At 67.2% G+C, this 20913-nt stretch carries 12 protein-coding genes and 1 pseudogene; 8 read left to right on the top strand and 5 right to left on the bottom strand.

Annotated elements, in window-relative coordinates:
• Positions 1-124: 124 nt before the first annotated feature.
• The 3 genes from pglX to OG959_RS23200 form a co-directional block, all read right to left on the bottom strand.
• A complete protein-coding gene (pglX, locus tag OG959_RS23210; protein WP_326661328.1) occupies positions 125-3808 on the bottom strand; it encodes a BREX-2 system adenine-specific DNA-methyltransferase PglX in 3684 nt (1227 codons plus the stop codon).
• Positions 3809-3936: 128 nt separating this feature from the next.
• The gene (locus OG959_RS23205; protein WP_326661326.1) at positions 3937-4149 is read right to left on the bottom strand and encodes a DUF397 domain-containing protein; all 213 of its coding nucleotides are present in this window, start codon (positions 4147-4149) and stop codon (positions 3937-3939) included.
• The gene (locus tag OG959_RS23200; RefSeq protein ID WP_326661324.1) at positions 4146-4979 is read right to left on the bottom strand and encodes a helix-turn-helix domain-containing protein; all 834 of its coding nucleotides are present in this window, start codon (positions 4977-4979) and stop codon (positions 4146-4148) included. Before OG959_RS23200 ends, OG959_RS23205 begins: the two co-directional genes overlap by 4 nt.
• 147 nt (positions 4980-5126) lie before the next feature.
• On the opposite strand from OG959_RS23200, the gene OG959_RS23195 reads away from it, so the two are divergent.
• Positions 5127-5423, top strand: a complete 297-nt coding sequence (locus OG959_RS23195; RefSeq protein WP_326661323.1) for a hypothetical protein — start codon at positions 5127-5129, stop codon at positions 5421-5423.
• Positions 5420-5647: pseudogene (locus OG959_RS23190) on the top strand (hypothetical protein); the annotation flags it as partial. The gene OG959_RS23195 and the pseudogene OG959_RS23190, both read left to right, overlap by 4 nt.
• A 28-nt stretch (positions 5648-5675) precedes the next feature.
• Here the strand turns inward: OG959_RS23190 and pglW are convergent.
• On the bottom strand, positions 5676-10328 hold the full coding sequence (gene pglW, locus OG959_RS23185) for a BREX system serine/threonine kinase PglW (protein WP_326661321.1): 4653 nt from the start codon (positions 10326-10328) through the stop codon (positions 5676-5678).
• 206 nt (positions 10329-10534) lie between these two features.
• Here pglW and OG959_RS23180 point away from each other — a divergent pair, with 206 nt between their 5' ends.
• Positions 10535-11629 carry an AAA family ATPase gene (locus tag OG959_RS23180; protein ID WP_326661319.1) on the top strand — a complete coding sequence of 365 codons (1095 nt, stop codon included), beginning with the start codon at positions 10535-10537 and terminating at the stop codon, positions 11627-11629.
• Positions 11626-12294, top strand: coding sequence for a DUF4276 family protein (locus OG959_RS23175; RefSeq protein WP_326661317.1), 669 nt, complete (start codon positions 11626-11628; stop codon positions 12292-12294). The genes OG959_RS23180 and OG959_RS23175 overlap by 4 nt, the downstream gene beginning before the upstream one ends.
• An 81-nt stretch (positions 12295-12375) precedes the next feature.
• On the opposite strand, the gene ppc is transcribed toward OG959_RS23175, so the two are convergent.
• On the bottom strand, positions 12376-15105 hold the full coding sequence (gene ppc / locus OG959_RS23170; RefSeq protein WP_326661315.1) for a phosphoenolpyruvate carboxylase: 2730 nt from the start codon (positions 15103-15105) through the stop codon (positions 12376-12378).
• A 341-nt stretch (positions 15106-15446) separates the two neighbouring features.
• Between ppc and OG959_RS23165 the strand changes: the two genes are divergently transcribed.
• The 4 genes from OG959_RS23165 (at position 15447) to OG959_RS23150 (ending at position 20890) form a co-directional block, all read left to right on the top strand.
• The gene (locus OG959_RS23165) at positions 15447-16427 is read left to right on the top strand and encodes an acyl-CoA desaturase (RefSeq protein WP_326661313.1); all 981 of its coding nucleotides are present in this window, start codon (positions 15447-15449) and stop codon (positions 16425-16427) included.
• Complete coding sequence (locus tag OG959_RS23160) at positions 16424-17110, top strand: TetR/AcrR family transcriptional regulator (protein WP_219570392.1); 687 nt, start codon at positions 16424-16426, stop codon at positions 17108-17110. Before OG959_RS23165 ends, OG959_RS23160 begins: the two co-directional genes overlap by 4 nt.
• Before the next feature lie 220 nt (positions 17111-17330).
• Positions 17331-19052, top strand: coding sequence for a VCBS repeat-containing protein (locus tag OG959_RS23155; protein WP_326661310.1), 1722 nt, complete (start codon positions 17331-17333; stop codon positions 19050-19052).
• A 128-nt stretch (positions 19053-19180) separates the two neighbouring features.
• The gene (locus tag OG959_RS23150) at positions 19181-20890 is read left to right on the top strand and encodes an FG-GAP-like repeat-containing protein (RefSeq protein ID WP_326661308.1); all 1710 of its coding nucleotides are present in this window, start codon (positions 19181-19183) and stop codon (positions 20888-20890) included.
• Positions 20891-20913 lie beyond the last annotated feature (23 nt).

Genomic DNA, 20913 nt, shown 5'->3' with positions numbered 1-20913 from the left:
GGACCCTACGTCCGTCCACTCCGTAATCACCCGAATGCTCCAGCGTAACGTGCCAGGGGCACGTAGTGGATGTGATCCACGCGTACTGCCCGCCGTGGCCGCGCGGGCAGTACGCACTCACTCCCTATGGCTGCTCGGCGGTCTCCGTATCGACTGGCACCTTCGGGGCTTTTGCCTTCTTCACCGCTGCCTTGCGAGTCCGCTTGACGGCTGTCGGGCGCCACGCGCGCAGCTCCGCGTCGGTGACGCCGAACTCCTCCTCGCTCTGCCAGGCCAGCAGGACCTCCTCGAAGAATCCTGCATCCTCCGGATGCCACTGGCGTACCCAGGGCAGCAGCTCCAGCAGTCCGGCCAGATAGGGGAGGAAGTCGGGCTTGTCCCAGTTCCCGGACTCCCGGCGGTCCTCGATGGCCTGGGTCAGCGCGGTGGCCTGCTCGGCATGGTCCCAGCCGCCCCAGCCCAAGACCTCGATGGCAGGGGTGAGAGTGCGGCTGTAGGAGATGAACCGCTCACGCGGCACGTCGAGGGAGCCGCGCTGGGCGCCGTAGGAGTCCTTGCGGAAATCCTTCGTCGTGTACTTCGGAGGTACGGGTGTGCCGTCCCGGATCTCCTTGGCCTTGAAGTGGTCCGCGGCGGCCGTGGCTGCGTCCTCGGCGCGCTGCATGTCCCAGACGTCCTCCCAGACCGCGCGCTTCTTCTCCATGATCGGCTCCTGGTAGCGCAAGGCCGCCAGGAACGGCACGTGCTGGTCCTCGACCAGCTCGGGCACAACCTCGGACAGCTCCTTGCCGGGGGCGTAGAGCGCGGCGACGTCCGTGAAGTCGGAGTCGGCCGCCAGAGCCTCGACGAGTTCCCGGATCGACCGGGTCCGCGGGTACTCGATGCCCTGATAATCGGGCTGATACCAAAGCTCGCGCCGTTCCATGCGGGCCAGCAGCCACTCGCGCAGGGCGGCGTGCTGCTGCTTGTCCCAGCCTTCGGTCAGCCAGCGACGCTTGTACTCGGGGCGCTCGATGAGCCCGATGACGTTGGAGTTCTGCATGGCGTCGAGGCGTCGGCGGACCGTGTCCTTATATGCCTCGGGCCATTCGGCCGGGATCTCGTCGATCATGGTGGAGTTGTGCCGCCGGAACCACTCGGTCTTCGCCTCGCCGGCGTTGACGCGCTTGCCGAGGTCGATCTCGAAGGCACGCTGGCCGAGGGCGAGGCCCTCCGGAGGGAGCGACTCTTCGGGAGCGGTCAGGTCCTTGTGCAGCCCGTAGAGGGTGTACACCTCCCAGTCGAGCTCCTCCTGGACGGCGATCATTTGGGCACGAATGCGGTGCCATTCCTCGCGGGCCTCGGCTAGGGCGTCCGCTGTCGGCGGATTTTCCGGGTCGGCGGCAAGCGCGGCGGGGCTCACTGCGGTGAGCCGCTGGGCGAGGGCGTCGAGTTCGGCGGCGCAGGCAATAGGGTAGGCGGCCGGAAGGGGAAATTCCTGAACGTTGGTGGAGTTGAACTGGTAGAAATCATCAAATGGAGCCTTTGATTGCCGGGCACCCTTTTTATCCACCGCACTCCCCTTGTTATGGCACATTTGCTTGAGCCAAAAACACGCGACGGAAGAGTTGAGGGCTCCGAGGAGCTTGAGGTGATCCTCCTCTGTTGCACCTTCAGGGAGTTTAATAATGGGAGCAGTCTGCTTAAACACCTTCCCTTCGCGATCCAGCACGAAATGATTATGAGTAGAGACCTCCCCGTAAGTAATGGTCCACGGATGACAGAAGGGTGCCGGAGTAACCTGATGCCACGAATACCACGGCACATTATCGGCGAAGTAAGTCTTCCCTGAAAAAGTTGCTCGCGATCCAAGAGTGGTGCGAAAACCCCAAAGGTCCCTCAAGGCAACAGGCTCGTCCGCCACCTTCAGCAGCTTTCGCGCCTCGCTGTAGGGATAAAAAACGCTTGCAGTTCCCGAGAATCCCCACTCCCGAACCTGATCACCGAGCGTTAGTTCATGAATCATCGCCCCCTCGACGGACATGCGCTGCCAACTATTCTTTTTAGCAATCATGACGTCGTCGGCATTTGTCATTCCATAGACGCCCACCCTCCCACTCCTTTCGGACAATCGACTGGGAGCTACGCTCTCCAGCGCATCCAGTACTTCCCGACCTCCATCAGAGAGAACCCAGGGATGCTTACCGAAGTATTTCTTCCGGGGAAGATTGTCCACCGCAACCCAATCCCCTACACTCTTTCCCAAATCATTAATGCGCACAACGATATCCCGCCAAACGAGCCCAAGCGCGGGATCTGACGGCACATCAGGCTCGCCCTGAATGCCACGAACTGTGCGGATCGTCTCGGCACCCATCCTGGCTGGCCTGTTCCTACCGATGACGATGACCGTAGGAGTTCCGTGGTGCGGGATATAAGCCCCTGATGAGTCGATCACATCAGTTAGGTCTACTGTCGTGGCAAGGTATCCAGTGACCAAATTTTCACCGAATTCCCGTTTCATGAACGAGTTCGACGTAATCTGACCCACAAAACCAGGCTCACACTCCCCTCGTTCATCACGCACGGCAAGTTCGAAGAATCTCTGCATAAAAGGAACTGACAGTGCATACCTACCATGACAAACGTTCCTATACAGGGAACGATACTTATCCCTCAGCTTGGCGTCTTTGACTGCAACATACGGCGGGTTGCCTACGACAACATGATATTTCCCCGGCTTCAACAAGTCGAGATGCTCGTCAATATCCTCCGTCTCGAACGAGAATCGCTCCTCAGTCGACTCGACCCCAATCTCGGCCATTTCAAACATGGCCTTCTGGTGCGACTTGAGCAACGCATCACCTACAGCCAGATGTAGCGGCCATTCATAGCTGCCCGCTTCTTGAAATGTAAGAATACCTGCCGCCTTCAGCGCTGCAACAATAAGCCGGAAGCGGGCGATCGCAACGGCATGCGGGTTCAGGTCAACACCATGAATAGCCTTCAGCACCCCCTCTACGCGATCCTGAGCATTAAGACTTGGCGCCTTCTCTGCACTACACGCCAGAATCCGATGGAAGGCCCCAAGCAAAAAGTGTCCTGATCCGCACGTCGGGTCAATGATTTGAACCGCATCATGACCGAACTTGTCTATCGCCTTGTCAAGCGTAAGATCCAGAATAAATTCCTCAACAAATTCAGGGGTTTGAAATAGAGCATATTTATCTCTGACGCTGGCATCCAAGTCCTGATAGAGGTCACCCAGGAAGCGCGTGCCCCACTCAGAGTCCGTGAAATCGTGTACGAGACGCATGCCCCGCTCGGCCGACTCCTCCTGCAGACGCCAGAAGTCAACGAGACCCTTCGCCCCTTCGTTGGACAAAGGGATTTGGTAGATCGGGTTGCGCCGTCGGTCAAAAAGAGAGCGACCGGCTGACGTGGAGCCGATCTCACCGAAAGACTCCAGCAACCAGCCCCGGTGAGTATGCGCTGCGTTATCAATCATGAACTGACCGTGCCTCTCCTGCGCAAGAGTCCGACTCTCAGTAGTCGGACCTGCCAAGTAGGGCAGGACGATCAGTGAGTTATCCTCGCAAAAGCGGACGAAAACGGTCCCCAGCACCCAGGCAACTGCCGCCTGTGTCACACGCTCCGCGATCCAGGGCGGTGCCGCCATCGAAGTCCGTCCAGCCCTAAAAGCACTGCAGTGCTCGTCGCTCAACCGTTGGACGACCTCGGGGAGCCTCTCCAGCTGAGCCGTAAGGTCCCTCTCGACAAACGTCACCTGCTTCTGCAGATCCTTGAGCAGTCGTTCGCGATCAATCACTGAATCCACCAACAGTCGAGTTGTTGTGTCACGGAAAGCATGCGCTGCGTATCCGCCTCCATTGGACCACGTGCAGGCCCTGCCACTCAGGCGAGTGGCAGGGCCTGCACTCACAGCAACGGGCGTGTTTAGTTCCGGCTGATCGATCCCGCCTTAACTGCTTCCACGAAGGACCCCCATGCTCGGTCTGGAACGAGCAGGACTGGGCCATCCCGCAGCTTGCTGTCCCGGACTGGGTTCACGCCAGGAGCGTCCGCAACCTCAAGGCAAGCGCCGCCGTCGCCATTGCTGTACGACGACTTACGCCACACAGCGGCTGTCAGATCAGGTACAGAGGTCATCGTGTCGCGTAGTCCTTGGCCACCGATTCGATCAATTGGAGGGATGCTTCCGGCGGCAACGAAGCGGCCCTCCTCAGATCGTAGGCCCTCTGGTACCGGGCAACTAGAGCTGGCTCCTCAATTAGTTGGCCAGTGTAGGCGCTCTCTGCATACACGGCTGGGAGAGCCTCGTCGAAGGTCATGTGGATGGTCATGCCGTTCAGGAAGGCGGCAGCTCCGGCCTCGAAGGGGAGTACTTGTACCAACAAACGCCGGCTTGTGCGCGCTGCCCTTGCAAGACTGACGAGCTGCTCCTCCATGACGGTGCGATCCCCAACCCGGCTTCGTAGCACGGCCTCATATAGGACGACCCACAATTGCGGCGCTGTTGCACTGTCGAGGATGCCCTGTCGTTCTCGGCGAGCCCTCACGAACCCCTCAACAACCTCCTGTGCCTCGAACTGCTGAGCAGCTTCGATCAAGGCCCGCGCGTACCTTTCCGTCTGCAACAAGCCCGGTACGAGCGTCGGCGCATACTCACTGATCGTTCGCGCCTGCTGCTCCAGCTCCGCAGCATCCGCGAAGTACTCCGCGTGCTTGGACTTGCGCGCAAGGTGACACAGCCGCTGGAAGTGCTCCCCCGTGTCGAACACCTCGTCCAACGGCCGCGACACATCCGGCTGCGGCAGCCGCTTCGCCGACTCGAACTGGCCGATGTACGTGCCGGAGCAGAAGATCCGCTCCCCCAGCTGGTCCTGCGAGTAGCCGCCGGCCTCGCGGTGGCGGCGCAGTTCGGAGCCGTAGAAAGTTCTCGGTGAGGCGTACGGGTCCAGTTGGTTCTGCGTGGTCATCGGCCACGTCTCCTCGGTGGTTCTCGGTGGTCCGCGCGTGCCCACGCATCGCATCGCCGTGTCGGTCCAGGGCCGACAGCCGCCCGCAATGCGATTGTTGGCACGCGCCCCCTACTGAGCGTAGCCCCCACCCGTCACGCTGTGAGCATGAACCCGAACATCCACCGCACCCCGTCCTCTCCCACGCCCTCACTGGCAGCCATCGCAACCGCCCAGGCCGAGTTCGCTGCGAACCCCCTCGCTGTCGCGCTCGTCACCGCCGACGAGCTCGCCGACGTGCTCCATCGGCTCGGCATCACGCTGCCGTCGCTCGGCCCCGACCTCGCCTCGTGCACAACGACCACAGCGCCCCGTCCACTCATCGAGCTGGGCCGGGTGAACCTAACGACGGCGGCACGGCTGACCGACGTACTGCGGCGCACCGCGCAGGCAGACGCGGAGTGAGCGGGGCCGCCCCTCGCGTCGCAATCGGCACGGTGGCCGTGGACCATCGCACCATAGGAATCGGCGAGGTCATGGGCTTCGTGGGACCGTACGTCCAGCTTCGGCCGCTCGGTGGCGGCAAGGAGTGGGACGCGGCTCCTGGCGCCGTACGCCCGGCCTCTCCGCAGGAGCGGTTGCGGGCGTCGCTCGCCGTGACTAATGCCCGCAGCAGCCGGGCCGCACCGGGGTCCGATCCGGCCCGGCTACGGAGCGCTATGCCGCCGGAGCATCCTCCGGATCGTTGACAACCCAGCTGTGGTTGAGGCGGATCCACTCCTCACGGTCTTCGAGTGCCACCGTCCAGTCCTCCAGCCGGGGCACGGCGGTGGCATCGTTCAGCGGGCTGAGGAGCCACAGGCCTCGTCCGCCCGCGCCGGCGCCGCGCCGTGCATGCTCAGCAAGACGCTGGAGGATGCCTGTGCCTCCGTACCGGGCCATGACGGAGGCGTCATGCAGGAGCAGGGCCCGGGAGTTCGGCAGGCCCGGCCCGGGGCCGGTTCCTGCACCGGGCTGGGACGCGTCCCCCTCCGGTGCCTCGTCCAGCCGACGCAGCAGTTCCCTCTCCACCTCGCCCCACGCAGCCGCCGTGTACTCGCCGAACTTCATCGCGTCCCGCGATCCCGGTACGGCGTTGTCGGCTTCCAGGATGGTGTCCCAGGTAGGGCGGGGACGGGCTTCGACCAGGCGGCGCAGCGAGGTGAGGAAGAGGATGCTGACGTCGACCGGTTCGGCACGCCATTCGCGGCCGGGTTCGGTCAGGGTGAGCAGAGCGAGGCGCTGGTCGTCGTAGCGGACGGTGAGGAGCCGGAAACCGGGACGGGCGGCGGATTCGAGGAGCTGGGCGTTGGCCCGGTAGCGCAGCTTCTGTTCCGGGGTGCTGGCTGTCCAATGGTCGGTGATCGTCGCACGGGTCATCCGGCGCTGCGTGACGGCCGAGGTGCGGTCCGCATTGGTTTCGTCGTGTTCGGGCAGGAACACTCCGCGGCCGGTCCTGCCTCGGATGCGCCATTTCAGGGCGAAGCCCGCCTGGCTGAGCAGCCGGCTCAGGGGTGCAGGCTGGTCCGGGAGCCGGGTCAAGAGGTCAGGGAAACGGTTATGGACCCGCTGGTGGATGGTCTCGATGGTGAGACCGTCCTGCTCGTTCTGGTTTTTTCCGGCGAGAGGAAGGAACAGGCCGGCCTGGGTCAGGCGCAGGGCGCGGACGGGCTGGAGGCTGCGGCTGTAGATCTCCAGGCGGGCGTTGGCCGCGGCGGTCCCGGATGCGGCGGCGGCCAGGGTGACCATGCGGCCCTCGTCGAGAGAGATGCGGGTGCCCGGATAGCGCTCGTGAAACGCGGCGTCTGCGGCGACGATCTGTTCCAGCACGGTCGTGGGGCTGGCGAGCACGTCACGGGCGGCCAGCAGGTCAGCGGCCTTGCCCAGGCGGTCGGCGTAGTTGAGGAGGGCCGGGGCGGAGGGGGTGTCCGGGGTGTCGGTGTCCTCGTCCACCTCCAGGGCGAAGAGCATGAGATTGCTGCCTGTGTCGCCGTGTCGGCGGCTGCGCATCCGGCGTGGGCTGCGCGTCCAGTCCACCTCGTACGCGGCGCGGGCGGCGGCAAAACCGAGAGCTCGGCGAATCTGAGGGTCGCGCTGGGTGACGCCTCGGCGGCCGACGAGCGCTTCACCGAGTTCGGCGACGGAGGCGACCCGTCCGAGGGTGGCCAGGATTTCCACGGCTTCGTCGCGCAGGGCGAGCAGGACGGGGTTCCTTGCCCAGCGCTTGCGCTGGGTGCCGAGGATCTGGGCGATCCGCCCCTCGGTGACCTGCTCGCTGGTGAGGGGGGCCACGGATGTGTTCAGCGGCCAGGTGGGCAGGTCCTTGGGCAGGGGGGTGCCCTGTTCGTCCGGTAGGCGCAGCAGAAGCCGTACCGCTTCGACCTCGGTGGCATTGCGGCCCTTGGGGGCCGGCTTGGGCACGAGGAGGGAGACGAGGGCGTCCAGGGTGACGCGGCGCAGGGCACGGGGGTCGCCCTCGGTCTCCTGTTCTGCGAGGGCTTCGGCGATCTCCTCGGCGGAGTCGGAGCGCTCGCCCGCGGAGAGGGGGGAGGGTTCGGGGGTGTCGAGAGCCAGTCGCCACTGCTTGATGCGGCGGTTGATCTCGTCCCGGGTGCGGTGTCCGAGCCCGGGCTGGTTGACGAGGCGGCGGGTGGAGTAGTTGAGGAGGTCACCGACCGTGTTGAGGTCGATTCCGTTGAGGAAGGACACCGCGCGGGGGGTGAGCCCGGCTACGAGCAGCTGCGTGCCACGGTCCGCTTTCGCGGCGTCCGCGTCGAGGCGCGAGGTGTCGTCGGCCGAGTCCTCCGGTGGCAGAACCCCCACGGGCAGCACGGCCTTTTCCTTGCCGTCCTCCGGGTGGCCGGTGGAGCGGGCAGGTACCGGCTGGTCGGCGAGGGCGAAAACGCGCTGCCAGGCGCGCTGCATCTCCTGGAGGTCGGCGAACCTGCGCCGGGCGTCGCGGTGGAGCGCGCAATGGAAGAAGTCTGTGAGGCCTTCGCGTACAGCGGAGTCGAACGCCTCGGAGGGGATCTTGGGGTGCGGCCACTTCTTCGGGTCCGTCTGGTCGGGCAGCACCGAGCCGTCCCCCCACTGGGGCAGCTCACCGGATGCCATCTCGTGCAGGGTGACGGCCAGGGCGTACAGCTCGGCGTGGACGTCGTACCGGCCGCGGGTGATGTCCTTGGCGACGAACGGGTCGAGATAGCCCTCGGTGCCCGCTCCGGTGGCGCGGACGTCGATACCGGCGAGGGAGAAGTCGAAGAGAACGAGCTGACGGGTGCCGTTGGGGCGGACCCGGATGGCGATGTTGTCGGGCTTGAGGTCGCGGTGCCAGATGCCCTCGCCGTCGAGAAAGTCAACAGCGGCGAACAGGTAGGTGGAGTACGTCTCCAGCTGGTCGGTGAGGAGGCGGCCCCGCTCACGCAGCTGGCGCGCGACAGTGGAGTCACCCGCGTGGTCGAGGACCAGGACGGTACGCGGGCCGATACGGACCGGCTCGTCCTCGGCAAGGTGGATGACCTTGGAGTCGTTGCTCAGCTTGGACAGTACGTCCGCCTCGCGGCGCAGCGCTTCGGCGTACTTGTCCGCGCGGGCGACCTTGAGGACGACCTGTCGCTTCTCGCCGTCCTTGTCCTCACGGGTGAGGTCGCGGGCGAGCAGGGCGCGCGAGGTGGAGCCCTGACCGAGGCTGCGCAGGACTTCGAAGCGGCCCCCGCCGATGACGCTTCCCGGAGTGGCGTCGAGCGGGTCGCCATCCTCAGCGGCAATGTCGCCGAGCGGGTGCTGCCCGGCGTGCGGGGCGAGGTCGAGATCGACAGCGTCGAGTGCTTCCAGGAATTCGGCGGCCGTGCGGGGGCGGTGCAGGGGGTTGTACGTCGTGGCGTTCCGGATGAGCTCGTCGACGTATCCGGACAGGCCGTCGATCAGGACGGAGGGGATCAGGCCCTGGTCCAGCTGGATCCGGGCACCCAGTTCAGCCTGGCTGGAGGCGGGCGGGCGTCCTGTGAAGATCAGATAGCCGAGCACGCCGAGGCCGAACATGTCCAGAGCAACGGGGTCCGGGGTCTTGGCCGACAGCTCCGGGGCGAGGTAGGGGCCGGCGACGTCGGAGACGTATGCGGCCAGATCGTGCGAGGGTGCGATCTCGTGGCCGCTGCTGAGCGTGCCGCCGGAGCCCCCCTGGGCTCCGGTCGTCCACGGGCGGCGCACAGCCGTCTGCCATTCGGCGATCTGCAGGACGGGGTGCAGCCAGCGGTCTTCCTCGGCGATGTCGCGGGTACGCGGGCCAGGCAGGACATGGACGGCACGAGCGTGCAGGGCGCGATGGTAAAGGCGGTGCCGGTGCGCGTAATGCACGGTCTCGGCGAGTCGGCGCAGCAAGCCGGAGCGGGCCTGGGCGTCGAGCCGGTCACCGTACTGGAGGAGGTAGTCGTCCAGGCGCAGGGTTTTCGGGTCGTACTTGTAGAGCAGAGCGGGCCCGGCGCTGTGGCCGTTCTCGTCGAAGTTCTCCAGGGCGACCAGGCCCGGGTGGCCGAGGCCGTCGAGAGCCTTTGCCTCCCGCTCGGCGGTGTGGCTGATGGACAAGCGGCTCTGCCGGTCGGCGCCGCGTTCGCGCAGGTAGATGCGGACGCGTCGAGTCCGGCGCAGGGAATCGTGGTGGGCCAGGTAGTCGGCCCAGTTGGGCCCGGTGTCGAAGGGAGATGGGTCGAGCTTGTACGGACCCAGGTGGTACTCGGCGTCGGAGCGGCCGATGCCGACGCTTTCCAGGACCTTGCCGAGCTGACGGGACAGCTGTAGGTCGATGCCACCGTGGACGTCACGGGGCTGGCGGGTCAGCTCGGGAAGAATATCGGGGAGCCCTGAATGCCCCGCCTTGCCGAAGACGCCGGACAGATCGTTGGGTGCGAGACGCATCCGCAGGCCGGGGTTGGTGAAGTAAACGATCTCCTGGACGTAAGGCACGGGCAGCCGGATGTCGGCCCGGTCCATGGCGTCCTTGATCAGCCCTTTGAGTTCCTTCGCCTTCTGGTTCGCGAGATGGCGTGGATTGCGGTGCATGCGTGTGCGGCCGTCGGACAGCGTCTGTACCCAGCTGGATCCCGCGGAGGTGAGCGTGCCCTGCCAGCTCTTCAGCTCGATGAGGAAGAGCCCGGAGGGCGCGGCGACCAGCAGGTCGACCTCGCGTACATGGCCGCTGTGCGCGGTGAAGGTGAAGTTCGACCAAGCACGGTAGGGCTCGTTGTCGGGCAGCAGTTCCTTGAGATGCAGCAGTCCGCTGCGCTCGTGCTGGAACTGCGACTCGGTGACAGTGGTCCACCGGCCGTCTCTCATGACCTCGATCGTCCCTTCCGCGCATCGGCTCCGTGGCTGGATCTCAGCCGACGTTCCAGCGTATCGGCAGGGACGGACACGTCTGCGTGCGGCCGGGCTCTGTGCGGGACACAGCGAGCCAACAGTTCGCCTGTTGGCAGCGTGCCCAGGCTGGGCGGGCGGGCCTGGCCTAGGGTTGGGCCATGTCGTCCTACAAGCTCTCCGAGGTGTCCGTCGAGGGGTACGCCTCCATTCGCGCCGGCACACTGGAGCTGGGCGAGGGCGTGACCGTGCTCGTGGGTGCCAACGGGGCGGGCAAGAGTAATGTCGTCGGGGCGCTGGAATTGCTCGGGCGGATGGCGGACGGGGACCTGGCGCTCGAGGTGGGTCTGCGCGGTGGAGCGCAGGCTCTGCAGTTCGCGGGGACTGAGTCGGGAAAAGGGATCCGACTTCGGGTCAACGCGTCTCCCTACCGCTACGAAGCCCACCTGATACCAGCGGCGAACGACACTCTTATCTTCTCGGAGGAGAAGGGGCACTTCAATGAGTGGGGCCGCCCCCTGGTCGAGGACTTCGGGCGGGGGCACCGGGAATCGCTCCTTCGCCAGAAGGAGGAGGAACAGCTGTCGCGGCTCGCGGGGCCCGTGCGCGCCATCCTCGCCGGCTGCCGGGTGTTCCACTTCCAGGACACCGGCCGTGAGGCACCGGTCAAACGCTTCGGCTATGCCGCGGACAATGAAGCGCTGAGACCCGATGCGGAAAATCTCGCGGCTTTCCTGCTGCGGCTACGGGACGGAGAGCCGAGGTCGTACAGGCGCATCGTTCGCGCGGTGCAGTCCGTCGCGCCGTTCTTCCGGGACTTCCTGTTGGCCGAGGAACCCGGCGGCCGGATCCGACTGCGCTGGACCCAGGAGGGTGTGGACGCGGTCTTCCCCGCCGAGGCTCTGTCCGATGGCACATTGCGGTACATCTGCCTGTGTGTGCTGCTCCTCCAACCTGATCCGCCGGCGCTGCTCACTCTGGACGAGCCTGAGCTCGGCCTGCACCCCTACGCAGTGGTTCAGCTCGCGGACATGCTTCGCTCGACCGCGGTGCGGAGCCAGATCGTCATCGCCACCCAGTCCGTCACCCTTCTCAACCAGTTCTCGCTGGACGAGATCGTGGTGGTGGAAAGGGAGAACGGTGCAACCGTGCTCAGACGTCCGGACCGCGAAGCGCTCCAGGGCTGGCTGGAGGACTACTCGCTCGGTGAGCTGTGGGAGAAGAACGTCCTGGGCGGACGACCTGCGGCGGAGCTTCCTTTCCGGGGCCGCCCGGAATGATCACGGTGGGGGTGCTGTGTGAGGGGCAGACCGAAGAGAATATGGTCAGGGAATTCCTCTACCCCGAGCTGTTGCAGTTGGGCATCGTCCTGGTGCCGACCATCCTCTTGACTCGGACTGCGGCAGGCGGGCCTACGGGGCGCGGGGGTGTCAGTAAGTGGTCGAAGATCGAGAAGGATCTGCAGAATCGCCTCAGGAGCAGTCCGCACTGGGCTGCGGTCACGACGTTGATCGACTACTACGGACTCCCGCAAGACAGTCCGGGGATGGCTGACCGACCTTCGGCGGCCGCACGGCAGAAGGCCGAGCATGTGGAGAAACGCATGGCCGAGCACATCGGCAATCCGCGTTTCATCCCGTACCTCGTTCTTCACGAAACCGAGGCATGGGTTTTCGCGGCGGCGGAACAGCTTGCCTATTGGACAGACGACCCTGCGCTCGCACAGAAAGTGCGGAGCATGGCCGCTGCTGCCGGAGGTCCGGAGGAGGTCAACGAGAAACCGGAGACAGCTCCGTCGAAGCGCCTGTTGAAACTGCACCCGGAGTACATCAAAACCTTTCACGGACCTGCGGCCGTAACCGATCTCGGCCTCGCAGGTCTGCGGGCTGCCTGCCCTCACTTCAGCGCATGGATCGGCAAACTGACTGCGCTGGCTGACGAGTAGCCGGCCAGCAGTCCTGCTCTGATACCACGCATAGCTGGGCCTCTGCCCCAGGAAGGACAGAGACCCAGCTATGCGTATGGATCAGCCGGTGTTACGCAGCCCGGCCGCGACACCGTTGACGGTGAGCAGCAGGGCCCGGGCGAGCAGCGGGTCGGCTTCCTCGCCGCGCTCGGCCGCCTGGCGCTGGCGGGCCAGCAGGGACACCTGGAGGTAGGAGATCGGGTCCAGGTAGGCGTCGCGGATGGCGAAGGTCTGCTGGAGCACCGGGCTGGTGCCGAGCAGTTCCGTGTTGCCGGTGATCTTGAGGACTTCCCGCACGGTCAGCGCGTGCTCGGCCTCGATGGCGTCGAAGACGTGCTTCAGCTCGTCGGGGACGAGCGTGTCGACGTAGTGCCGGGCGATGCGCAGGTCGGTCTTGGCCAGGGTCATCTCGACGTTCGAGAGGAAGTTCTGGAAGAAGTGCCACTGCTCGTGCATCTCTTCCAGGACGGTGTCCAGACCGGCCTCGCGCAGTGCCTTGAGGCCGGAGCCGACGCCGTACCAGCCGGGCACGATCTGCCGCGACTGGGTCCAGCCGAAGACCCACGGGATGGCGCGCAGGCCGTCGAGCGAGACGCCCGAGCCGGGGCGGCGGGAGGGCCGCGAGCCCAGGTGCAGGTCGGCGAGCTGGTCCACCGGGGTGGAGGCGAGGAAGTACGTCGGCAGGTCGGGGTCCTCGACCAGCTTGCGGTACGCGGCGTGGGCGGCGTCCGAGACGGTGTCCATGGCCGCGTCCCAGCGGGCCAGTGCCTCGTCGGACTGGCGGGGTGCGGTGTGCAGCGCGGAGGCCTGGAGGGTGGCCGCGACGGTCAGCTCCAGGTTCTCGCGGGCGAGCGCCGGGATGAGGTACTTGTCGGAGATGACCTCGCCCTGCTCGGTCACCTTGATCTCGCCCTCCAGCGTGCCCCAGGGCTGCGCGAGGATCGCGTCGTGCGAGGGGCCGCCACCGCGGCCGACGGTGCCGCCGCGGCCGTGGAAGAGGCGCAGCCGCACGCCGTAGCGGTGGGCGACGTCGCGGAGGCGGCGCTGGGCGCGGTGGATCTCCCACTGCGAGGTGGTGATGCCGCCGAACTTGGAGGAGTCGGAGTACCCGAGCATGACCTCCTGGACGTCGCCGCGGAGCGAGACGAGCCGGCGGTAGGACGGGTCGGCGAGCATCTCGTCGAGGATGACGTCGGCGGCCTTGAGCTCGTCGGTCGTCTCCAGGAGCGGCACGATGCCGATCTTGGCCCAGCCGCCGTGCAGGTCGAGGAGTCCGGCCTCACGGGCGAGGACGGCCGCGGCGAAGACGTCGTCGGCGCCCTGGCACATCGAGATGATGTAGGACTCGATGACCTCGGGGCCGAAGCGCTCGAAGGCCTGGCTGATGGTGTGGAAGACGCCGAGGGTCTTCTCGCCCGCGGCGTCCAGCGGGGCCGGGGTCGGGGCGAGCGGGCGACGGGAGCGGAGCTCCTTGGCGAGGAGCTTCTGCCGGTAGTCGCGCGGCATGTCGGCGTAGCGCCAGGACTCCTCGCCGAGGCGGTCGAAGAGCTGGCCGAGCGCGTGGTGGTGGGCGTCGGCGTGTTCGCGTACGTCCATGGTGGCGAGCTGGAGGCCGAACGCGGAGAGCGTGCGGATGGTGCGGTCCATCCGGCCGTCGGCGACGATGCCGCCCTTGTGCTCGCGCAGCGAGGTCTGGATGAGGGCCAGGTCGGCGATGAGCTCGGCGGTGCCGAGGTAGTCGCAGCCGGGACGGTGCGGGGTGCCGGAGGCGAGGCGCTCGCGGGTGTTGACGAGCTTCTGCCGGATGCAGGTGGCCTTGAGCCGGTAGGGCTCCTCCGCGTTCAGCCGCTTGTAGCGCGGGCTGATCTCGGGGAGGGCCTCCAGGTCGGCCTGGAGGGAGGCGAGGAGCTCGTCGGTGGCTCCGGTGTAGCGGATGGAGTTGGAGAGCAGTCCGCGCAACTGGTCGACGAGTTCGAGGGCGTCGGTGATGCCGTGCTCGTGCTGGAGGATCAGCACGTCCCAGGTGACGGTGGGCGTCACGTTGGGGTTGCCGTCGCGGTCGCCGCCGATCCAGGTGCCGAAGGTGAGGGGGCGGGTGCCGGCGGGCAGTTCGACGCCCACGCGCTCCAGTTCGGCGGCCAGGTCCTCCAGGACGTCGCCCACGGCGTTGGCGTGGAGCTCGTCGAGGTAGTAGATGGCGTTGCGGGCCTCGTCGGCGGGCTCCGGGCGGACCACGCGCAGCTCGTCGGTCTGCCAGATGAGGTCGATGTTCTCGGCGAGCCGGATGTCCTGGCGCCGCCGGTCGGCCTCGATGACCGGGGTCTCCAGGAGTGCGGCGATGCGGCGGAGCTTGTTCAGTACGGAGCGCCGGGCGGCCTCGGTCGGGTGCGCGGTGAAGACCGGCCGGACGTTGAGGTTCTTGACGGTCTCGCGCAGGTGCTCGGGGTCCGCGTCCTTGAGCCGGTCGGCGGTGCGGGCGAGCAGACCGCCCTCGGCGGCGCGCCGGTCGCGCATCTCGTGGGCGCGGTGGACCTGCTCGGTGACGTTCGCGAGGTGGAAGTAGGTGGAGAAGGCGCGCACGAGCTGTGCGGCGGTCTCCAGGTCCGTGTCGCCGAGAAGCTCGGCCGCGGCCTCGCCGTCGGTGCGGGTCAGGGCGCGTACTCGCTCGACGAGGTCGAGGAGCTCCTGCCCCTCCTGGCGTACGAGGGTCTCGCCCAGCAGGTCGCCGAGGCGGCGGATGTCGGCGCGCAGCTCGGGGCTGGCGGCAGGGGTCTGGTCGGCACTGCTCACAGTGTGCGGCTCCTTGCAGTGGTTGAGCACGGGATCCGGGGCCCGCGGCCGGCGCGGTGCCGACGCGACCCCCCGGGTGGCAGGGTGCGGACCGCGCTGTCCGACCTCTCCAGGATAGGTGTCCGTGCTGTCGGCGCTGTTCGCGCCCCGAGGCGTGCCCGCTGTTCATGGCGGGTACGTGCGGGGTGCGTCCTCTGTCCCCTACCCCGTACGGCACCGTCCGTGCCCGGTCCGTCGTCCTCTCGTGTGGCGGGCCTTCGCGCTGCCATACTTACGACGCCGTAGGTTACGGGTGCGTAGCCCCGCCTGTCCGCTGCATTCCTACCCACAGGGGACTCCCCATGAAGTCCAGCCCCGATGTGATCGAGGCCGCCGAGGCGGCTGACGGTCAGGTTCTTCCCCCCGCCACGCTCGGCGGGGACAACAAGCGGTCGATCGAGCAGATCGCGCTCCTGCTGTTCATCGTCGTGCCGTTCGTGGCTCTGGTCGCGGCGGTGCCGCTGGCCTGGGGCCGCGGTGTGAGCTGGCTCGATCTGGGCCTGCTGGTGGCGATGTACTTCATCGGCTGCCATGGCATCACGATCGGCTTCCACCGCTACTTCACCCATGGTTCGTTCAAGGCGAAGCGTCCGCTCCGCATCGCCCTGGCCGTGGCCGGTTCGCTGGCCGTGGAGGGACCGGTGGTCCGCTGGGTGGCCGATCACCGCAAGCATCACCGCTTCTCGGACGCGGAGGGTGACCCGCACTCCCCGTGGCGCTTCGGTGAGACCCTGCCGGCCCTGATGAAGGGCCTGTGGTGGGCGCACATCGCCTGGATGTTCGACGAGGAGCGGACGCCTCAGCAGAAGTACGCCCCCGATCTGATCAAGGACCCGGCGATCCGCGGGATCTCCCGTCACTTCCTCTCCTTCACCATCGTCTCGCTGGCCATTCCGCCGCTGGTCGGCGGCCTGGTCACGATGTCGTGGTGGGGTGCGGCGACCGCGTTCTTCTGGGGCTCGCTGGTCCGGGTGGCGCTGCTGCACCATGTGACCTGGTCGATCAACTCGATCTGTCACGCGGTCGGCAAGCGCCCGTTCAAGTCCCGTGACAAGTCCGGCAACGTGTGGTGGCTGGCGGTCCTGTCGTGCGGTGAGTCCTGGCACAACCTGCACCACGCCGACCCGACGAGTGCGCGGCACGGGGTGATGCGGGGTCAGATCGACTCGAGTGCCCGGCTGATCCGCTGGTTCGAGAAGCTGGGCTGGGCGACCGACGTGCGCTGGCCCGACTCCGAGCGTATCGAGTCCCGGCGCCACCCCGCGCAGGCCGACGCGGCATGATTGACGACGTGGCGACCGATGGAAGCACGAGCAGCGAGAACACCCGCGCACCCTCCGCCCGGCGTACCCGCCGGGTGCGGATGACCGGGAAGGAACGCCGCGAGCAGCTGCTGGACATCGGTCGCACCCTCTTCGCCGACAAGGGGTTCGAGGGCACGTCGGTGGAGGAGATCGCGGCGCGTGCCGGGGTCTCCAAGCCGGTCGTGTACGAGCACTTCGGCGGCAAGGAGGGGCTGTACGCCGTGGTGGTGGACCGGGAGATGCGTCAGCTCCTGGACATGGTGACCAGTGCGCTGACCGCCGGACATCCGCGTGAACTGCTGGAGCAGGCGGCGTTCGCGCTGCTGGACTACATCGAGACGTACACGGACGGCTTCCGCATCCTGGTCCGTGACTCGCCGGTGGCCCAGTCGACGGGCACGTTCGCCTCTCTCATCAGTGATATCGCCACGCAGGTGGAGGACATCCTGGGGCTGGAGTTCAAGGCCCGGGGCTTCGACGCGAAGCTGGCTCCCCTGTACGCGCAGGCGCTGGTCGGCATGGTGGCGCTGACCGGTCAGTGGTGGGTGAACGCCCGGAAGCCGAAGAAGGCGGAGGTCGCCGCCCATCTGGTGAACCTGGCCTGGCACGGTCTGGAGAACCTGGAGTCGAAGCCTCGGCTGATCGGACACCGCAAGAGTTGAGCGGGGTGTCCCGATTGCTTCCCGCCGCCCCGCCGCGTGTCCGATCCGAGACGTCGTTCACCGCTAAAGCACTTCAGTCCCGCTGGTCACGGTTGTAGAGTCTGTGACCATCCCGGGAATGCTTCACCCTGCATGTAATGCACCTGTGAAGGCGTTTCTCCCGGTTCCACCATTTACCCCTGGGGGGGCTTTGTCTTCTGTGGAACCCGGCCGTCGTGCCATGCCCGCGCGCTCGAAGCGCGCGGGCCGGATCGCGGCCTGCACCGCTCTCGTTCTCTCGGCCGGCATGCTGCTGGCCGCCCCGGCCTCGGCCGATGACACCGCACCGCACCGCACCGCGGTCGAGCAGTCCACGCCGGCCATCGGCGCACTGCCGTCCCTCTCACTCCCGAAGCACCCGGCGAAGAAGTCGCGTGCGGCGGGTGTCGAGGGTGCCGCTGCCGCGGTCGTGCCCGCCAAGCCGCGTCTCGATGTCGACGGCGACGGTTACAGCGACACGGTCTACCGCGGTATCGACGGCGTCGTGTACGTCTCGACCAGCACCGCCGAGCACGAGTACACGATCAACGGCGACCCCTACGAGCAGTACAAGGATCTCGTCGCGCCCGGCGACCTGAACGGGGACGGCACTCCCGAGATCCTGAGCCTGACCGCCACCGGCACTCTCTCGCTCCACCCGGGCGAGAGCGAGAACGGCGCCGGTTTCGCCACCTGGTCCGGCAACGGCTGGGCCATGTACAACAAGCTGGTCGCCGCCGGTGATCTGACCGGCGACGGCCGCGGCGACGTGCTGGCCCGCACGCCCTCGGGCGAGCTGTATCTGTACGCCACCACCGGCGCGGTCGCCTCCAACCCGTTCAGGTCCCGGGTCAAGGTCGGCAGCGGGTGGGGCGTCTACGACCAACTGGTCGGCGCCAACGACGTGACCGGCGACGGCATCGGCGACCTGTTCGCCCGTACGACCGCCGGTGAGCTGTACTTCTACGCCGGCACCGGCAACGCCGCCAAGCCGTTCGCGGGGCGGGTGAAGGTCGGCAACGGCTGGAACGGCTACAACCAGATCGTCAGCGTCGACGACGCCAACGGTGACGGCCTCGGCGACATCGTCGCGCGGACCACGGCCGGCGCCGTCTACTACTACGAGTCGACGGGCGTGGGCAGCTTCCTCACCCGTTCGGGCGGCGGCACCGGCTGGAACGTGGCGTCGCTGTTCGTCGGAGCGGGCGGCAACCCCGACTTCGGCAAGAACGAGATGCTCGGTCTCGACACCCAGGGCGACCTGTACTGGTACTACCCGAAGAACAACGGCCTGCTCGCCGCCCGGCAGCTGGTCGGTGACAACTGGGGCGGTGCCAACATCACGTTCGCGTCGTCCTTCGACTACGACGGCCGCGCCGAGCTGATGGAGCTGTACGCCGGCACGCTGTACAACGGCGGCAACGTCATCGGCAACGGCTGGGGCGTCTACAACAGCCTCGTCGGTCCCGGTGACCTCAGCGGCGACGGCAAGGGCGACCTGCTGGCCCGCACCTCCGGCGGCACGCTCTACCTGTACCGGGGCAACGGCACGGGCACCGGGTTCGCCTCCCGGATCAACGTCGGGGGCGGCTGGGACACGTACAACAAGCTGCTCGGCGCCGGTGACTACAACGGTGACGGCCTCACCGACCTGCTCGCCCGCAGCAAGAGCGGCTACCTCTACCTGTACCCGGGTACGGGCGTCGCCTCGAAGCCGTTCAAGTCGCGCCTGAACATCGGCGGCGGCTGGAACACCTACAAGAAGCTGGCCGCGCCCGGCGACATCAACGGGGACGGCAAGGCCGACCTCGTCGGTGTGGACGCCAAGGGCGACCTGTACCGCTACACCTCGACCGGCACCGGCAAGTTCGGCGCCCGGGCCAGGGTCGGCGGCGGCTGGGGTTCGTACGTCAACCTGTACTGAGCCGTCGCACGACCGCGCCATCACGTTCCGACGGGCCCCGTCACCGGCACTCCGGTGACGGGGCCCCGGACGCTTCACCACCACCCCTGGGGGGGGTCATGCTTTCCGTGAAATCCGGCCGTCGCGCCATGCCCGCACGCTCCACGCGTGCGCGCCGCCTCGCGGCCTGCACCGCACTCGTTCTCTCGGCCGGCATGCTGCTGGCCGCCCCGGCCTCGGCCGATGACACCGCACCGCACCGCACGGCGACCGAGCGGCTCGCGCTCCCGGCGGACCTGCGGCCGTCCCTGGACCTGCCGGAGCACGCCGACCGGCTCGGGGCGGCCCTGAAGCCCCGTGCGGACTTCGACGACGACGGCTCGTTCGACCTGGTCCTGCGGACGTACGAAGGCGGACTCGGCATCATGCCGAGCAGCTCGGAAGGGGTGTACGGGTTCGAGATCCCCGGCATCGACGGGACCGCGCACAAGGACATCATTCCGGTCGGCGACCAGACGGGGGACGGGTTCTCGGACCTGCTGACGCTGTCGCCGTACGGCGCGCTGTCGTTCCGCTCGGGCATGTCCGGGGCGGGCACCGGCAACACCGAATGGACCGGCAAGGGCTGGCAGATCTACAACAAGGTCCTCTCGCCCGGCGACCTGACCGGGGACGGGCGGTCCGACCTCCTGGCCCGCACACCCGCGGGCGAGCTGTACCTGTACCCGGCCACCGGCAACACCTCCACCGCACCGTTCGGCGCACGGGTCCTCGTCGGCAAGGGCTGGGAATGGTACGACCAGCTCATCGGGGCCAACGACGTCACCGGGGACGGCGTCGCCGATCTCTACGCGCGGACCGTCTCCGGCGAGCTGTACTTCTACGCGGGCACCGGATCGGCGCGGACCCCCTTCACGGAGCGGGCCCAGGCCGGGCGCGGCTGGCACATCTACAACCAGGTGATCGGCGCCGACGACCTGGACGGCGACGGCCGCGGCGACCTGATCGCCCGCGCGGTGAACGGCGACGTCTTCGTCTACACCTCCACCGGCGACAGCGGCAAGCTCTCGGTCCGGGTCGCAGGCGGCTCCGCTCTGAACACGGCGACGCTCCTCGCCGGCGCGGGCGGCGCCCCCGACTACGGCAGGAGCGACCTTCTCGGGCTCGACACCACCGGCAGGCTCTGGGCCTACCGGTCCCTGAACAACGGCGAGCTGGACCGGCGTGCGGCGATCAGCGGCAACTGGAAGGGCAAGCCCTTCCTCGCCTCCTCGCTCAACGAGAACACCCTCGTCGACCTGATGAACGTGTCCGGCGGCGAGCTCTCCAACCACAGCTTCGGCCCGCAGGACATCCGCCGTGTCAGCAGCGGCTGGGGCGGCTACGACCTCACGATCGGCCCCGGCGACCTGACCGGCGATGGCAGGGCCGACCTGCTGACCCGTGACACCAAGGGCTACCTGTACCTCCACCCCGGCAACGGCACGGGCACCGGTCTCGCCGCCCGGATCAGGGTCGGCGGTGGCTGGAACGCGTACAACGTGATCATCGGCGCCGGTGACTTCACCGGGGACGGCCGTGCGGACGTGGTGACCCGTGACCCGGCAGGGGTGCTCAAGATGTACCGGGGCACCGGTGACAAGTACCGGCCGTTCCTCTCCCCCTTTCCCGTCGGCGGGGGCTGGAACACCTACACGAAGCTGGCCGCGCCCGGTGACCTCACCGGGGACGGCAAGGCCGACCTCCTCGGGGTCGACCGCAACGGCAGCCTCTACCTGTACGTCTCGAACGGCCGCGGTCAGTTCCCCCTCCCGGTCAGGATCGGCGGCGGCTGGAACACGTACGGCGTCCTGAACTGATCCACCGCACGACCGCACCATCA

Origin of the sequence: Streptomyces sp. NBC_00385 (assembly GCF_035917155.1) — a bacterium.
GTDB classification, from domain to species: Bacteria; Actinomycetota; Actinomycetes; order Streptomycetales; family Streptomycetaceae; genus Streptomyces; species Streptomyces poriferorum.
Note: the sequence above shows the minus strand (reverse complement) of the source record. Positions and strands in the feature narration are given on the sequence as shown.

Excerpts from the sequence above, each read along its gene's own strand:
- OG959_RS23150 (WP_326661308.1), top strand. The coding sequence starts at position 19,181 with ATGCCCGCACGCTCCACGCGTGCGCGCCGCCTCGCGGCCTGCACCGCA.
- pglW (WP_326661321.1), bottom strand. The coding sequence starts at position 10,328 with ATGAGAGACGGCCGGTGGACCACTGTCACCGAGTCGCAGTTCCAGCAC.
- OG959_RS23195 (WP_326661323.1), top strand. The coding sequence starts at position 5,127 with ATGAACCCGAACATCCACCGCACCCCGTCCTCTCCCACGCCCTCACTG.
- OG959_RS23160 (WP_219570392.1), top strand. The coding sequence starts at position 16,424 with ATGATTGACGACGTGGCGACCGATGGAAGCACGAGCAGCGAGAACACC.
- OG959_RS23165 (WP_326661313.1), top strand. The coding sequence starts at position 15,447 with ATGAAGTCCAGCCCCGATGTGATCGAGGCCGCCGAGGCGGCTGACGGT.
- OG959_RS23155 (WP_326661310.1), top strand. The coding sequence starts at position 17,331 with ATGCCCGCGCGCTCGAAGCGCGCGGGCCGGATCGCGGCCTGCACCGCT.
- OG959_RS23175 (WP_326661317.1), top strand. The coding sequence starts at position 11,626 with ATGATCACGGTGGGGGTGCTGTGTGAGGGGCAGACCGAAGAGAATATG.
- OG959_RS23205 (WP_326661326.1), bottom strand. The coding sequence starts at position 4,149 with ATGACCTCTGTACCTGATCTGACAGCCGCTGTGTGGCGTAAGTCGTCG.
- OG959_RS23200 (WP_326661324.1), bottom strand. The coding sequence starts at position 4,979 with ATGACCACGCAGAACCAACTGGACCCGTACGCCTCACCGAGAACTTTC.